15 protein-coding genes and 1 other RNA gene are annotated in these 14,517 nt (G+C 49.8%); 2 read left to right on the top strand and 14 right to left on the bottom strand.

Going from position 1 to position 14,517, the window contains the following annotated elements:
• Position 1: 1 nt before the first annotated feature.
• The 4 genes from AC6ESO_RS09555 to AC6ESO_RS09540 form a co-directional block, all read right to left on the bottom strand.
• The gene (locus AC6ESO_RS09555) at positions 2–301 is read right to left on the bottom strand and encodes a YlaH-like family protein (RefSeq protein WP_497091193.1); all 300 of its coding nucleotides are present in this window, start codon (positions 299–301) and stop codon (positions 2–4) included.
• A gap of 145 nt (positions 302–446) precedes the next feature.
• Positions 447–2,288 carry a translational GTPase TypA gene (typA, locus tag AC6ESO_RS09550; protein ID WP_494818738.1) on the bottom strand — a complete coding sequence of 614 codons (1,842 nt, stop codon included), beginning with the start codon at positions 2,286–2,288 and terminating at the stop codon, positions 447–449.
• A gap of 82 nt (positions 2,289–2,370) precedes the next feature.
• Positions 2,371–2,853 (bottom strand): hypothetical protein, encoded by a 483-nt coding sequence (locus AC6ESO_RS09545; protein WP_497091192.1) that lies wholly within the window; start codon positions 2,851–2,853, stop codon positions 2,371–2,373.
• A 108-nt stretch (positions 2,854–2,961) separates the two neighbouring features.
• The gene (locus AC6ESO_RS09540; RefSeq protein WP_494818736.1) at positions 2,962–3,621 is read right to left on the bottom strand and encodes a YjbE family putative metal transport protein; all 660 of its coding nucleotides are present in this window, start codon (positions 3,619–3,621) and stop codon (positions 2,962–2,964) included.
• Positions 3,622–3,826: 205 nt separating this feature from the next.
• On the opposite strand from AC6ESO_RS09540, the gene AC6ESO_RS09535 reads away from it, so the two are divergent.
• Positions 3,827–4,528 carry a YjbE family putative metal transport protein gene (locus tag AC6ESO_RS09535; RefSeq protein ID WP_494818735.1) on the top strand — a complete coding sequence of 234 codons (702 nt, stop codon included), beginning with the start codon at positions 3,827–3,829 and terminating at the stop codon, positions 4,526–4,528.
• A 23-nt stretch (positions 4,529–4,551) separates the two neighbouring features.
• Here the strand turns inward: AC6ESO_RS09535 and thiI are convergent, their stop codons facing one another.
• The 6 genes from thiI to AC6ESO_RS09505 form a co-directional block, all read right to left on the bottom strand.
• A complete protein-coding gene (gene thiI, locus AC6ESO_RS09530; RefSeq protein WP_497091191.1) occupies positions 4,552–5,772 on the bottom strand; it encodes a tRNA uracil 4-sulfurtransferase ThiI in 1,221 nt (406 codons plus the stop codon).
• Between the two features lie 7 nt (positions 5,773–5,779).
• Entirely contained in the window at positions 5,780–6,949 is a 1,170-nt protein-coding gene (locus tag AC6ESO_RS09525; RefSeq protein WP_497091190.1) for a cysteine desulfurase family protein, read from the bottom strand.
• Positions 6,950–7,104: 155 nt separating this feature from the next.
• Complete coding sequence (locus AC6ESO_RS09520; protein ID WP_497091189.1) at positions 7,105–7,809, bottom strand: lytic transglycosylase domain-containing protein; 705 nt, start codon at positions 7,807–7,809, stop codon at positions 7,105–7,107.
• Between the two features lie 164 nt (positions 7,810–7,973).
• A complete protein-coding gene (locus tag AC6ESO_RS09515) occupies positions 7,974–8,381 on the bottom strand; it encodes a hypothetical protein (RefSeq protein ID WP_494818731.1) in 408 nt (135 codons plus the stop codon).
• Positions 8,382–8,387: 6 nt separating this feature from the next.
• Positions 8,388–8,600 (bottom strand): DUF1540 domain-containing protein, encoded by a 213-nt coding sequence (locus AC6ESO_RS09510; protein WP_494818730.1) that lies wholly within the window; start codon positions 8,598–8,600, stop codon positions 8,388–8,390.
• 53 nt (positions 8,601–8,653) lie between these two features.
• Positions 8,654–9,154 (bottom strand): YpuI family protein, encoded by a 501-nt coding sequence (locus AC6ESO_RS09505; RefSeq protein ID WP_497091188.1) that lies wholly within the window; start codon positions 9,152–9,154, stop codon positions 8,654–8,656.
• 197 nt (positions 9,155–9,351) lie between these two features.
• Here AC6ESO_RS09505 and AC6ESO_RS09500 point away from each other — a divergent pair, with 197 nt between their 5' ends.
• Positions 9,352–11,193: a S8 family peptidase gene (locus AC6ESO_RS09500; RefSeq protein ID WP_497091187.1), complete on the top strand. Its 1,842-nt coding sequence runs from the start codon at positions 9,352–9,354 to the stop codon at positions 11,191–11,193.
• A gap of 99 nt (positions 11,194–11,292) precedes the next feature.
• On the opposite strand, the gene rnpB is transcribed toward AC6ESO_RS09500, so the two are convergent.
• From rnpB to AC6ESO_RS09480, 4 genes are all read right to left on the bottom strand, one after another.
• Positions 11,293–11,699, bottom strand: an RNA gene (gene rnpB, locus AC6ESO_RS09495) — RNase P RNA component class A.
• 102 nt (positions 11,700–11,801) lie between these two features.
• Complete coding sequence (locus AC6ESO_RS09490) at positions 11,802–12,923, bottom strand: Nif3-like dinuclear metal center hexameric protein (protein ID WP_497091186.1); 1,122 nt, start codon at positions 12,921–12,923, stop codon at positions 11,802–11,804.
• Positions 12,887–13,681, bottom strand: coding sequence for a tRNA (adenine(22)-N(1))-methyltransferase (locus AC6ESO_RS09485; RefSeq protein ID WP_497091185.1), 795 nt, complete (start codon positions 13,679–13,681; stop codon positions 12,887–12,889). The genes AC6ESO_RS09490 and AC6ESO_RS09485 overlap by 37 nt, the downstream gene beginning before the upstream one ends.
• 1 nt (position 13,682) lies before the next feature.
• The gene (locus tag AC6ESO_RS09480) at positions 13,683–14,510 is read right to left on the bottom strand and encodes a hypothetical protein (RefSeq protein ID WP_497091184.1); all 828 of its coding nucleotides are present in this window, start codon (positions 14,508–14,510) and stop codon (positions 13,683–13,685) included.
• Positions 14,511–14,517: the final 7 nt, after the last annotated feature.

Here is a 14,517-nt window from a genome sequence, read left to right as displayed (position 1 = left end):
GTTAAGCCCCTCCCGTATCCGTGCTGCTACCACCGCGTTTTGCTTTGATTTTGTCATACAACTGTCTGCCGCGAAGCAGCGCCATCATAAATACGGCAACGGACATGCATTGAATAATGGGCAGTTTATCAAATTGCAGCACGAACAGCACGAATGAGCCCACGGCCATAACGAGATGCACAAGTACTTCTTTTAGAATCGGCAAACGTTGTACGCGAAATACGGCGTTAAAAATATAAATGGTTAAAGCCAGAATGATGAGATAGGTCAAAATCGGATGAGCATGAAACCAGTTCTGCATGATGCTTCTACCTCCTGATTTACTTGAAATGACTTCCATTAGGTCAGGGACGAGAAACGGCAGGGCAACAACGAACTCTTCCTTTGAAGAGGACGCTGCAAGCCCTGCCTGTCATCTACTACCATCAATGGCGATCGTATACTTCTTAAACGCCAGCTTGAGCTGTTTTACGTTGTTTCTCAGCGCGCTCGCGCTCGCTCTTATTGAGAAGCTTCTTACGAAGACGGATCGACTTCGGGGTCACTTCGCAATATTCATCATCGTTCAAATATTCCAGCGCTTGTTCAAGGGAGAACAAGATCGGTGTTTTCAAACGAACCGTGTCGTCTTTACCAGCAGAACGAACGTTTGTCAGTGCTTTCTCTTTACAGATATTGACGATAATGTCGTTGTCGCGGTTATGCTCGCCGACAATCATACCTTCGTATACATCTGTACCCGGCTCCATGAACAGAACGCCGCGATCTTCTACGCCCATCATGCCGTAGAAAGTCGTTACGCCATTCTCGCTGGAGATCAGAACGCCTTGATGGCGGCCGCCAACAGATGCGCCTGCAAGAGGACCATAGCTGTCAAAGGCATGGTTCATAATGCCGTAGCCGCGAGTCAGGGTCAAGAAGTTCGTACGGTATCCGATCAATCCGCGTGCTGGAATGATGAACTCAATACGCACTTGACCTGTACCGTTATTGATCATGTTGACCATTTCGGCTTTACGCGAGCCAAGGCTCTCCATTACCGCGCCAGTGCTTTCTTCCGGTACGTCGATAAGCAAACGCTCATAAGGCTCGTTTTTCTGACCGTTGATTTCTTTGATGATAACTTCCGGTTTGGAAACTTGAAGCTCGAAGCCTTCACGGCGCATGTTCTCGATCAGGATACCAAGGTGAAGCTCACCGCGGCCGGAAACGACAAATGCATCCGGGCTGTCTGTTTCGTCAACACGAAGAGCCACGTCTGTTTCAAGCTCTTTGAACAGACGCTCACGAAGCTTACGGGAAGTTACCCATTTGCCTTCGCGGCCTGCGAACGGACTATTGTTAACGAGGAATGTCATTTGCAGTGTCGGCTCATCGATTTTCAGAACCGGCAAAGCCTCTGGGTTAGCAGGATCTGCAATGGTTTCACCGATGTTGATTTCACGAATACCGGCAATGGCAACGATATCGCCTGCGCCTGCTTCTTCGACTTCGACGCGCTTCAGACCTTGGAAGCCGAACAGCTTCTCGATGCGAGCTTGTTTCGTCACGCCATCGCGGTTAATAACTGCGACGGATTGGCCTTGACGGATGATACCGCGGTTTACGCGGCCAACTGCGATACGGCCCAAGTATTCGTTGTAATCAAGCAGCGTAACGAGGAATTGAAGCGGCTCGTCTACGCTTTCTGTCGGAGCTGGAATTTGCTCGATGATAGTCTCATAAAGCGCCTGCATGTTCTCATCTTGTTTGTCAACATCCAAGCTAGCTGTTCCCATCAATGCAGATGCATAGACAACTGGGAACTCAAGCTGCTCGTCACTGGCACCAAGCTCGATGAACAGATCCAATACTTCGTCGACAACTTGCTCTGGGCTGGCATTCGGACGGTCGATTTTGTTCAAAACAACAATCGGAGTCAAATTGCTTTCCAGTGCTTTGCGAAGTACGAATTTCGTTTGTGGCATACAGCCTTCGAACGCGTCAACGACAAGAAGAACGCCGTCAACCATTTTCATAATACGCTCTACTTCGCCGCCGAAATCGGCATGTCCAGGAGTATCCACGATGTTGATTAGATATTCCTTGTAGTTAACAGCTGTGTTCTTCGCCAAAATGGTGATACCGCGTTCCCGTTCCAAATCATTGGAATCCATTGCGCGTTCTTGAACCGTTTCATTGTCGCGGAACGTGCCGGATTGTTGAAGCAATTTGTCGACTAGCGTAGTTTTACCATGGTCAACGTGCGCAATAATTGCGATATTCCTGATGTTCTCTCTGACTTGCATGTTAAGAATCCACTCCAACTTTTTTTTATTTATTAGTCTGCTGTGTGCGGGCTTGCGTCAAACGTGTTAAACAATTGAACCTTTACCAGCGAGCTTTACGTCCCGCAACGAGCCAAGCACCAAGCGCGATAAATGCAATGGCAATGAGGTATAAACCCCAGCCCCACACCAGCATGATGCCAAAAAACGACGCTGAAACAAGAGCAAGGATAATGGCAAGCGTTCGTGGAAACTTCGGATGGTACGTATCAAACAAATGATATTCGTATAAACCGATGGAAACCCCCAAGATAAATAAAGGCCATAAGTAGTGCATGTTGCTCCATCCGAACGCAATGCAAAAGAAAAAAATAAAGGCGTCAATTGTCAGAATAGCTCCCGGGATCAGAACAATCGGAGGAAGCAGTCGTCCAAAAAACAGCACGTGCAGCAATATGCCGGGAATCAGAACGAAAAGCGGCCAGAAGTTTGTGCCGATAAACGCAAACAGTCCAAGCTTTCCGAGTAAAATAACAGCACCTACGATCAAAAAAAGAAGACCGATGGTGTATTGGTTTTTCGACATGCCTATGTTCCTTTCTCTTTGGCACTTTTTTAACATCTACTAGTGTACTGGAACAGCAGGCAAAAAACCAGTGTTACTGCTATATTTACTCTAAAAATATAGTTTACCTTATCTTTTTATTCGCAGCAATGCCACAATAATGACCAAAGGGATGCAAAGAACCGGAATGGCCTTTAACAGAACGGATAATTCATTCGAAAATAAAGGGTGAATCGCTGGATCGTGAACCAGCATTTCACCGGCCGCATAACCGAGTAATCCCCCTCCGATGTAAACAAATGACGGAAATTTACGGATCATGGTACTAAGCAGCTGACTCCCCCAAATAATCATAGGTATGCTAAGGGCAATCCCGAGAAGAATAAGTACGGGCTCTCCTTCCGCCACTGCGGCAATGGCAAGGACGTTGTCCAAACTCATAATAAAATCAGCGATCACGATGGTACGGATCGCACTGGAAAGCGAGGTTACCTTGCGCATGTTGTGGTATTCCTCTGCATGTGCCGAAGCGTCCGTTACCAGCTTTATCGCAATCATGAACAACAAGATACTGCCAACTGCCTGAAGATACGGTACTTGCAGCAGCGTCAGCGCAATCAGCGTCAATAAACAGCGCAGCAGTACGGCCGCAGCAGCGCCCCACACAACAGCCTGGCGCCGCTGGGCTTTCGGGAGCTGCTGGCTTGCCAGAGCGATCACTACGGCATTGTCACCGCTCAAGAGCAAATTGATAAACATAATTTGAACGAAAATGATTAAGCTGTCCACAAAATTACGCCCCCTCAAGAAGAAACGGCTTTTGCCGTCCTTTTTGCGATGCGAGTTTCCTATTAAGTACGGAAAGCACTCGTCTATGAACGTGTATGTCCCAAGTGGACAGCTTATGTTTATCAATTTTTGAATCCTTCTTCGATTTCGAACGTAACAACGATAAACATCATAGCGCTCTTAAGAAAAGGAGGACAGGAAGTCAATGGACATTTTATCGCTTGAATTCCTATCTGCACTGGTTACAATCGTCTTTATCGACCTCATTCTTGCCGGTGATAATGCCATCGTAATCGGGCTGGCAGCTCGAAAACTGCCTAAGGAACAGCAAAAGAAAGCCGTCATATGGGGGACAGTCGGTGCCGTCGGTATTCGGGCCATTGCTACCACATTAGTTGTATATTTGCTAAATGTTCCGTGGCTCATGCTGGCAGGCGGCATTCTGCTGCTATGGATCGCCTACAAGCTGCTGGTTGATAATGAAGCACATGACAATATCACAGCAGGCAACACATTGTGGCAATCCGTTCGTACCATCATTATAGCCGACGCAGCAATGGGTTTAGACAACGTCATTGCTGTCGCAGGTGCAGCTCACGGCAGTGTAGCACTTGTTCTGCTTGGACTGATCATCAGTATTCCAATCGTTGTATGGGGCAGTACGCTGTTTATTAAGCTGATCAACAAGATCCCGTGGATAGTTTATGTCGGTTCCGGCGTGCTGGCTTACACGGCTGCCAAGATGATTACACATGAAATTAAATTGGAAGAATTCTTCAAGAGCAATCCCGCGTTTGAATGGTCATTTTTGATTCTGATCGTCATTGTCATTATCGTAGCCGGTCTTTGGAAAAACGCTTCGCGCAAACAAGCATCCGGAATGGAAAAAAGCAGGGAAACCCATTAATTTGGGGCTCCCTGCTTTTTTGTTTAGAACCAGCGATCCTCGCCTGCTGTCTGAACAGCACTTCGCACTTCCGGCGTTATACGCATAACTTCCACGCTCGCTACAGCCTCCGCGATCATCGCATCCAGTCCGTCAATTGCCTGCTCGGTTTTCTCGACTATTGCCAGATTCGGGTTGGTGCTCGGTGATCTTGGCACAAATAACGTACAGCAATCCTCATAAGGCAGAATCGACGTCTCGAACGTCTCGATCTGACGAGCGATTCGAATAATTTCATTCTTGTCCATTGTAATGAGCGGTCTGAGCAGCGGCAGCTGCGTGGACCGGCCGATTACATTCATGCTGCCAAGCGTCTGGCTAGCGACTTGTCCTAAGCTGTCGCCGGATACGATGCCGAATGCACTGACCTGTTCGGCAATCAATTCTGCGATACGAAGCATCGAGCGGCGCATCAGCGTAATGATGAGCGGATCTTGTCCGGACTGCGCCAGTGCCGTTTGGATATCCGTAAACGAGACCAAATGAAGCTTGATCGGCACTCCGCTGTAATGTGACAATCGTCTGACTAGGTCGATTACTTTCTCCTTTGCTTTATCGCTGGTGAACGGGTAGCTGTGAAAATGAACCGCCTCGATCTCCAGACCTTGTCTCATCGCCAGATAGCCCGCTACAGGGCTGTCAATTCCTCCGGAGAGCAACAGCACCGCTTTGCCGTTCGTGCCGTAAGGAAAGCCTCCTGCGGCTTGTACGACGCTGCTGAAGACATAGGTGCCTTCCGGTTGAATTTCCACGCGAAGCTCAACCTCAGGTTCTCTTACATTCACTTTCAAACCAGGGGTTTCGCGCAGCACATGGCCGCCGACCAAATGGTTCATCTCTTGCGTATCATGTGGAAACTGCTTCTCTACCCGCTTTGTGGAAACTTTGAATGTCGCAGGCTGCGCCGGAAGCGCACGCATCACTTCCAGTGCGGCAGCACGAATGGCTTCCAATTCGTTAGCTACTTTCCGAATCGGACTGAAGGTAGCAATTCCGAAAATATCCTTAAGCTTTGCAGCAATTTCTTCATACGGTTCACCATTTAATGTGATATAAATTCTTCCATATGTCCGCGCAATTTCAGCGCGAACATAGCCGGCTACCGCTCGTCTCACTTGCTCAACCATTCGTTTGTCGAAACGGTCCCGGTTCTTGCCTTTCATCGTAAATTCGCCGAAACGAATTAGGATCATATCCGGATTCATAATCGGTTTACCCCTTCCTCTCGAGCGGCTTTAGCTGCTGAACGACCAAACGCAGCTTCCGGCAAAGCCAGTCCAGCTCCGCCGCACCATGTTCATCCCCGAAACTCATGCGGATTCCGCTCACTGCGCTTTCATATGAAACCTTCATGGCTTGCAGTACGCGGCTTGGCTCATCGCTCTTGGACGAGCAAGCCGATTTGGTCGATGCCATTATCTCCTGCTTCTCCAACATATGAATCATAACCTCCGGCTTCATGCCGGGGTATGAGAAATGCACGATATGAGGCGCTGCGCAGCTGCCAGGCTTACACTCGGTGCTGCCGTTAATAAGCAGCTCAGGTATATCCTTGATGCATGCTATAAGCTGTTCTCTGAGCTTGTACATGCGCTCAGCTCTTGCGGGGCTGCTCTCCACGGCAAGACGGAACGCCTTTGCGGAAGCAACAATGGCCGGCACGTTCTCCGTGCCCGGACGAAGTTCCCGCTCCTGACTCCCGCCTCTGAACAGCGGCTCCAGCGTTAAGCCTTGCCGTACATACAACAATCCCACGCCTCGAGGACCATTCACTTTATGTGCGGATGCCGAGAACATATCGATGCCCCAGCCTGCCGGATCAACCGTCAATTTACCGACGCTTTGCACCCCGTCCACATGAAACAGTACGCCTCTGTGTTGTTTCAGCAGCTTGCCGATTTCCTCAATCGGCTGAACGGCCCCAACTTCATTATTCACATGCATGACGCTTACCAGTATCGTTTCATCGGTTATCGCTGCTTCAAGTTCGGATACGGATATCACCCCAAGCGAATCAACCGGTAAATAGGTCACTTGGAATCCTTCGCGTTCAAGCGCTTTGAAGGCTTCATAAACGGATGGATGTTCCACAGCCGTTGTAATTAAATGCTTCCCGCGTTTCTTTCCACCCCTGGCCGCTCCCATAACGGCGATGTTGTTGCTCTCCGTCCCGCTGGAGGTAAATATCCATTCCTTCGCATCTGTAGCCGGAAATAGCGAAGCAATGGCACCTCTTGCACGCTCCAGTAAATTCCCCGCTTCTTGTCCGCTTCTGTGAAGCGACGACGGATTTGCATAATGTTTCGCCATTACTTCCGCCATCGTGCGAATGACTTCTTCATGCGGCGGCGTCGAAGCACAGTGGTCAAAATAATACTTCATATCCAGCTTCCTCTCATCCTTCTGCCAACAAACGAAAAAGATCAGCGAAAATGCTGTCGAGGGCTTCTTACATCTTGCCCATAGTCACAGCGATCCCCGTGATCTCTTATTCTCCCCAGCCCTTAATGATCTCTTGCGGCTGTTAGCATGCATGCTTAAATCGTACTGTCGTATTGATCTTTGGCGCGTTGTACCTTCGCTACATAGCGTTGTGTTTCTTGAGGAAGCAACGACATCATTGCCGTAAAATCTTCATTGCTCTTCATTCCCGCACGGTCGACCCTGCCCGGGCCGGCATTGTAAGCAGCCAATACCGTTTGTTCATTGCCATCATACTTGCGCATGAGATAAGCGAGGAATTTGGTGCCGCCTTCAATGTTTTGCTGCGGATCAAACGAATTGGTTACACCAAGGCCGCGAGCGGTTCCATCCATCAGCTGCATGAGACCTTTCGCTCCGGCAGCGGATTCCGCATCCGGATTATAGGAGGATTCCGTATGTATAACAGCTTTAATAAGTGCTGGATCTATGCCATACTTGGCCGCTGCCTCATTGATATAAGCCTCATATTCAGCGGGACTTCCACCGTCATCCGATGAGCCTTGAATGGCTGCAGATTGGATCGGCGGTATGAAGCTGCTTAATGAATCCAATGACATCATGCCAGGTTGCGCGGTCATGTCAGCCAGTGCTGAAGAGCCTGTCCCGCCTGCCATATACTGTTGAAGCAACGTATCAAACATCGAGGAACCGTCTTGGCCGCTTGCAGAAGATAAGACATTCTCATTCCCGTTCAAATCTAAACTGGGCATCATCTGCAATTGCAGCAATGATTTCATTATTCGTGGATCGATGCTCATGGTGTACCTCCACATCCCTTTGCGCAATTCGACATTAGTTAGCACTATTTTACAACTTTTTCACGGGCTCCGCCAGTGCGACAATAGTCCCGGCCGATGTACGGGGTGTCTGTTTGTCATGAAAGAAGCCGGCAGAGATTCATCTCTGACCGGCTTCAGATCCATTAGGTTATCGCGTAATAAAGGGGAACAAGGACCAAGTAAGCAGCAGCGGCTATAAATCCAAGCGTAATGGACCAAACGCCAAGACCGCGAGCACCCTGCCTGTAAGCAATAAAACCGACAATGATTGCCGTAGCACCGAGTACGACCGGCCATACCACCCATGACAATGCCGCTAATATTAGCGCTGCCCAGCCTGTTGCGCGGCCGGCAGACTTCGTTTCACGGACAGCATCATTCGTGAGATGGTTGCTCTCACGGCTTGGATAGGAATGGATCGCCTGACGCGGTACTGCAATTTCGGCAGACATCTCTTCGTTGTAAGCCTTCATGTCAGGATGATACAAAGGATTAGTCGATGAGTCATCATGCGGGCTATGGGAGAAATGCCCTTCTGATTCGCGTTCCATCAAGCCTCACTCCTTCGCTTTAAAGGTATGGCAGCAGGTTGCTGCCTTGTTCGCCGCGGTATCGTGATGTTCACCGCCAAAGCCCTCTTCAGCAAATTCAGATCCGAAATGATTGTTCGCATGACTGTCGATGTCGATTTCAATTTTCGCGGCATTGCACTGATTTCCTTCTTTCCAGAACGAACAGTTAGCAACACTACAGCTTACGCCATTCGGCATAAAAATCACCCCCGGTATCAAGTTGCCCGTACCGGGGGTGAGTTATGCTTTCCTTATTTTTGACCCTGCATACGGCGCTGAGTCATATAGTCGCTCTCATAGTAGGATAGATCATCGCGGAGCTCTTCATAAATTTTCGATACAGTAAGTACGATATCACGAGCGACACGTACCGGCTTTTTGCGGAAACGGATCGCATCTTGTCCAGTGTACGCGTAACGGCCGTCCTCGGAATAACATTCGTTCTTAGGGTAGAAAAATGCATTTACACATTGATGATAAGCTTCGTAAAGACCACGCTCAGCAAAATCAATATCGAAATTAGGACGTCTTAGCGCCACACCCAATTTTTCGTAAGCAACTTCGGAGAATACAAGCATGTGTCTTAAGTCTGCCAGCAGACCTTTATAGAAAAGCTCGGAATCGCTTCCTTGGTCTTCTTCTGTTAGCTGTGGAAGCGCATACTGGTTCAGAAACGTCTCCAAATGGCCGACCGCAAGTTTTAATTTGTCTCTCGTTGATTCGCTAATCGCTTTTACGTTAGTCGAAGGCATTATGGTAGATCCCCTTTCATCATCGCAAACAATACTTAAATCATCAACATCGTACCACAAATAGCAAACAGATGGTACTCCGGATTACCAAAGCCTCCGTATATTTTCACCTACCCGACGTCACCCTAAGACAAGCAGCCCCATTTCGGGCTTCCAGTCTAACAAAGCAAGTACAGCCATTCAAGGGGGTATTCATCATGACGAGGCGAAAGTGGGTCGGCTGGTTTTGTATTTTGGCAGCTCTCGCTTTGCTTATTCCGCTCACACCTTGGTTCAGCTCGCCAAGTCCCGCCAATAACGAAAAGAAACCCGAAATGCGCACCATGTCCGCGCATCGTGAGCGCCAGCTCAAGCTAGCGACGGTAAAACATGATATGGACGCTACCGCTGTTCTATGCCACGCCGAGTGCGCGAAGAACTTCCAGAAGCTGATGAAGCATGAAGCCTCTGCAGCAACGAATGAGCAGCATCTCACCCACTTAATGAAGATGCACAAGCAGATGATCTACGTTTGGTGGAGACATCAAAGTCACTCCATTACGAAGGGCAGCAGTCCTGCTTTATCGCAGCTTAACGAAGAGATGATGAAGGCGAAGCAGCATGTCATCGTAGGGAAGGCTTACTCCTCCTCTCCGCTTCAATTAAACGGACATCGCTACATGATCATCGGTGTGCCGGATACGAAGCACATAGGCGACGGCATAGCCGCTATTCTGCTTCAGGACATCGTGACGAAGGTACAGGGCCATCAACAGCGCAATTTGCGGCTTGTCCCTTACCCGGCCGAAGGCAAGTACAAGATCGAGTCCGTCAAACCGAATTCAACCGAAGATATTACGGTTAGAACCGGTGAAGACAACGGCAATGCGAGCCACTACCATATGAATGAAGTTGTCGTGAAATTCCGTCAACCGCCTACGGTAGATCAATTAGCCCAAATCAAGCTTGATATTACCGCCCTTTCCGTGAAAAAGTTGGGATACACCTACGTTTTTCGCTCCAGAGTGATGGATGCGGAATCGATGATGCGGTATTTCAAAACGAGCTGGCATGTTGTGTATGCCGAGCCTCACTATCTATATATGACCAATGCGGCATCAGATATTATACCTAACGATGCCCTTTATTCGGAATATCAATGGAATCTGCCCGTAATCGAAACCGAGAAGGGCTGGAATGTTTCAAAAGGCAGCAACAACGTCGTTATCGCAGTATTGGATACAGGCGTGCAAATGGATCATCCCGATCTGAAAGGAAAGCTTGCAGAAGGCACGAATCTGGTCATCACTGGGACCCCGCCCGATGACGATGTGGGTCACGGCACGCATGTCGCAGGAATCATCGCTGCCGCTGTCAACAACGGAGAAGGCGTCGCAGGTCTGACCTGGTACAACAAAGTGTTACCGGTCAAAGTGCTGGACAGCAGTGGCGCAGGTTCCACTTACACGGTCGCAGAAGGTGTTATATGGGCGACGGATCATGGTGCCAAAGTCATCAACATGAGTTTAGGGAACTATGCGGAAGCTCAGTTTCTACATGATGCGATCAAATATGCCTATGACAAAGGCGTAGTTCTAATAGCCGCAAGCGGCAATGACAATACGGAACGTCCCGGCTATCCGGCCGCTTATCCCGAGGTGTTCGCAGTGGCTTCCACAAATTCGGACGGCACTCGTTCTTCATTCTCTAACTACGGGGATTACATCGATGTAGCCGCACCGGGCTTCAGCATCGCCAGCACCTACCCGGGCAGCCAATATGCCGCGCTCTCCGGTACTTCGATGGCTAGTCCGCATGTAGCTGCTCTTGCAGGGCTCATTCGGTCGATCAATCCGGAGCTAACCAATGTGGAAGTCATGGACATTATGCGGAAATCTGCCAAGGATCTTGGCGATAAAGGCAAGGATAAATATTTCGGCTATGGCCAAATCGACATCGTTAATGCCCTAAAAGCGGCGCAGCAGTCGAAGGTATCCCTGCAGCAATTTCCACAGCAGGTTGAACGGCGGCTGGCCCAAATCGCAAGCAAATATGAATAGCAGGATAAAAGCCGTTTGAGATAACAGCTCGAATCGGTTTTCATCCCAGACGAAACGAAAAAACCCGCAAGGCATAAGCCTTGCGGGTTTTTTGAGCATGTGGAAAGCTTGCCGTAAGCCGGGTTCTGTGCCTCTTGTGGTGTGACGGGAACTACCCTCCCACGTTTGAAGCGACAATCATCTATCTAGGCCGATCATTGCTAATCAGCTCAAGCGACCAACCCGAACGCTCCCCGGGCAGAGGTGCAGCGCGAAGCTGCCGCGTTCTCTCGGTCTTGCTCCAGATGGGGTTTACCAGCCCCATTGTCACCAATGGCGCTCGTGGTCTCTTACACCACGGTTCCACCCTTACCTGTACCGGATTTGCATCCGGCCATCGGCGGTCCATTTCTGTGGCACTATCCTTCGGCTCGCGCCGACTGGACGTTATCCAGCATCTTTGCCCTACGGAGCCCGGACTTTCCTCTCGCGGCAACAAGGCCGCCAGCGATTGTCTGTCAAACTTTCCGTGTACAACACAGTATACGCTGATCGAAGGAAAAGCTCAAGGTCTGTATCATTTCCATCGGGACGAACGTATAGCGGCTGTAACAATATCCACTTGCATTTTACAAGAATTGGAACGGTTCGGTTTCAACCTGCGAGGCAATCGCCTCCGTCGCATATTTCCGCTGCTGGAGCTCTCGGCGCAGCCACTCTGCCACACGGGGCTTCATCAGCTTCTCGATATTGTGGCCGGGATCGATAATCGACAGCCCGGCCATGGCAGCATCATGCGCCGTATGGTAGTCGATATCACCCGTTACGAGCACATCGGCGCCGGCAAACAACGCATGTCTCACATATCTGGCTCCGGAGCCGCCAAGCACTGCCACCTTGCGTACATCGCGATCAAGATCGCCAACGACGCGCAGAGCAGGAACCTCGAATGCCGCTTTCGCCCGCTCGGCAAGCTCACGCAGCTTCACTGCGGCAGGCAGCTTGCCTACGCGGCCAAGACCAAATACGCGGCCTTTCATATCAACGGGATACAAATCATAAGCAACTTCCTCATAGGGATGAGCCTTTAGCATCGCTTGTACGACTTTCCGGTGCACGCTTGCAGGTACAATCGTTTCCACGCGAATTTCCTGTACACGCTCAAGCTTGCCCTTCTCCCCAATGAACGGCTCTGCGCTATCGCCCGGCAGGAAGGTGCCAACCCCCTCGATATTAAAGCTGCACTGGCTATAACCGCCAATATCGCCTGCCCCTGCATTCCAAATCGCCTGCAGCACTTGTTCGTGATGCGTCTTCGGAACAAAGACGACCAGCTTGAACAGCTTGTCCGTATGAACATCCTCTAGTGACGCGCGGCCTTCAGCTGGCAATCCGAGCATATCAGCCATCCAGTCATTGATTCCGCCGTCGGCAACATCCAGATTGGTGTGCGCAATATAGACAGCAATGTCGTTCTTGATCAGCTTCTCATATAACTTCCCTGCCGGAGTTGAAGTGTCCAGCTTCGCAAGGGGTCTATAAATAATAGCATGATGGGCAATGATCAATTCTGCGCCTAATGCGATGGCTTCATCAACTACCTCGTCGGTAACATCAAGAGCAACAAGCACTTTACTGACCACCTTCTGCAAGGTGCCGAGCTGAAGACCGATTTTGTCGTTCTCCATCGCGATATGTTTAGGAGCAAGCTGTTCTATGAGCTGGATAACGGTTTGGCCGTTCGCAAACATGACAGCACCTCCTCAATCCCCTTCATTTCACCACGGAGCTGCGCTTCCTTCTCGCGCGATTCCGCTAAATCCGATTGCCCGAGTTGGCGGCAAATCCGATCCAGTTTCCCGTGCTCATGCTGCCATTTGTTATGCAGCCAATCACTCGGCTGTCTCAGCAAATAGGGGCCCATACGGTAAAGCCAATCACTCTTAACAGCCTCGGTCATTGACGGAATGTCTAGAAACGACGGATTATATACACTTTCGTTGGTGACCCCAGACGGGCTATGCTGTTCATGCAGGGCATGCAGCACCTCATAGATGCGACCATCCTCTTCTAGGATTACTTCATCCTGCAGGACGTACCCATGCTCTACGAGCCATTTACGAACGATTTCTTCGCCGACATTCGGCTGCAGCACAAGCTCACGAACGCCTTCAAGCTTGCCTGCCTGACGACCCGCCTCCAAGATGTCGGCCATTAAGCTGCCGCCCATTCCGGCAATCGTGACGGTGTCTGCTTCACCAGGAGCAAGCACGGCTAATCCGTCACCTTGTCGAACTTCAATCTTCCTCGTCAACCCCGCCTCAGCTACTTGTCTCTTGGCAGCTTGAAACGGTCCTGTATTCAACTCTCCCGCTATAGCGGACGGACATTTAACGCTTTGCAGCAAATAAACCGGCAGCAACGCATGATCGGAACCGATATCGGCAATTCGCGATTGTGCCGAGACCAGATCTGCAATTTGCTGTAAACGTTTAGACAACTTTATCATCTCATGCAACCCACGCAATCCATTGTTTTCGGAGGGAGAAGAGCAGTGCCCCTCCCGCCATAATTTTGACCATTAATTGAAGCTGTAATCCAAACTCCGCATCTGCGAATACAGCCGAGTAGAGCTCGGGCATGAACCAAACGAGCGCACCGGCAACAAACAAAATCGAAGCCACAGGTCTCGACCAGCGGTGAAAGAACCAGCTGCACCAGCCAAAAACGAACGAAGCCGGCAGCCAGTACAGCTGGATTTCAAACCATTTTGGCGAATCCGTATTGTTAGACAGCAGCCAAGCATAGACGAGAAACGATGCCATCCAGCCACATAGATGAAGCAGCGGTATTCGTGCTCCGATGCCAAATGCAATCCAAAATAAGGAACAGCAAGCAAGAAGTCCGGCTTTCCATCCCCATCCTTCAAGCGCATGGAGCTGCAGCATATATAAGCCGGCACCTAGCATCAGCAGCATCCCGGTCCCGATTAGTCCGATCCCTACAGATTCGTTTTTGGCACGATATCGCTGTCCTAGGAGCAGCAGGATGTAGACGCCTATTATCGACAGCGCAATTTGCAATGCCGGATGAAAAACAGTAAAATAAAGAAAAACAAAACAGATCAAGGAAAAAATTCCAAATGTCAGGAGCCATTGTTTTACCGATGCTCCTTTCACGATTACCGCCGCTCGACCCGCAAAGGTCGACGGAGCACGCTTTTCTCCTTCTTCCAAATATAAGTTGAGCAGAAAATCACAATATTGCTCGGGAAGCAGTTTACTGCGCTGCCAATGCTCGATCTCTCTTACGATAGTCTTGCGGCGCTCTTGATCCATAACGTCA

Source organism: Paenibacillus rhizoryzae (genome assembly GCF_059686995.1).
The sequence above is the reverse complement of the archived record's forward strand: the minus strand, read 5'-3'. Positions and strand labels throughout refer to the sequence as shown.

Bases quoted from the DNA above. Each gene is read 5' to 3' on its own strand.
- thiI (WP_497091191.1), bottom strand. From the start codon at position 5,772: ATGAATCCGGATATGATCCTAATTCGTTTCGGCGAATTTACGATGAAA.
- AC6ESO_RS09490 (WP_497091186.1), bottom strand. From the start codon at position 12,923: ATGTTTGCGAACGGCCAAACCGTTATCCAGCTCATAGAACAGCTTGCT.
- AC6ESO_RS09485 (WP_497091185.1), bottom strand. From the start codon at position 13,681: ATGATAAAGTTGTCTAAACGTTTACAGCAAATTGCAGATCTGGTCTCG.
- AC6ESO_RS09520 (WP_497091189.1), bottom strand. From the start codon at position 7,809: ATGAGCATCGATCCACGAATAATGAAATCATTGCTGCAATTGCAGATG.
- AC6ESO_RS09505 (WP_497091188.1), bottom strand. From the start codon at position 9,154: ATGCCTTCGACTAACGTAAAAGCGATTAGCGAATCAACGAGAGACAAA.
- AC6ESO_RS09480 (WP_497091184.1), bottom strand. From the start codon at position 14,510: ATGGATCAAGAGCGCCGCAAGACTATCGTAAGAGAGATCGAGCATTGG.
- AC6ESO_RS09525 (WP_497091190.1), bottom strand. From the start codon at position 6,949: ATGAAGTATTATTTTGACCACTGTGCTTCGACGCCGCCGCATGAAGAA.
- AC6ESO_RS09545 (WP_497091192.1), bottom strand. From the start codon at position 2,853: ATGTCGAAAAACCAATACACCATCGGTCTTCTTTTTTTGATCGTAGGT.
- AC6ESO_RS09535 (WP_494818735.1), top strand. From the start codon at position 3,827: ATGGACATTTTATCGCTTGAATTCCTATCTGCACTGGTTACAATCGTC.
- AC6ESO_RS09510 (WP_494818730.1), bottom strand. From the start codon at position 8,600: ATGCCGAATGGCGTAAGCTGTAGTGTTGCTAACTGTTCGTTCTGGAAA.
- AC6ESO_RS09555 (WP_497091193.1), bottom strand. From the start codon at position 301: ATGCAGAACTGGTTTCATGCTCATCCGATTTTGACCTATCTCATCATT.
- AC6ESO_RS09515 (WP_494818731.1), bottom strand. From the start codon at position 8,381: ATGGAACGCGAATCAGAAGGGCATTTCTCCCATAGCCCGCATGATGAC.
- AC6ESO_RS09500 (WP_497091187.1), top strand. From the start codon at position 9,352: ATGACGAGGCGAAAGTGGGTCGGCTGGTTTTGTATTTTGGCAGCTCTC.
- typA (WP_494818738.1), bottom strand. From the start codon at position 2,288: ATGCAAGTCAGAGAGAACATCAGGAATATCGCAATTATTGCGCACGTT.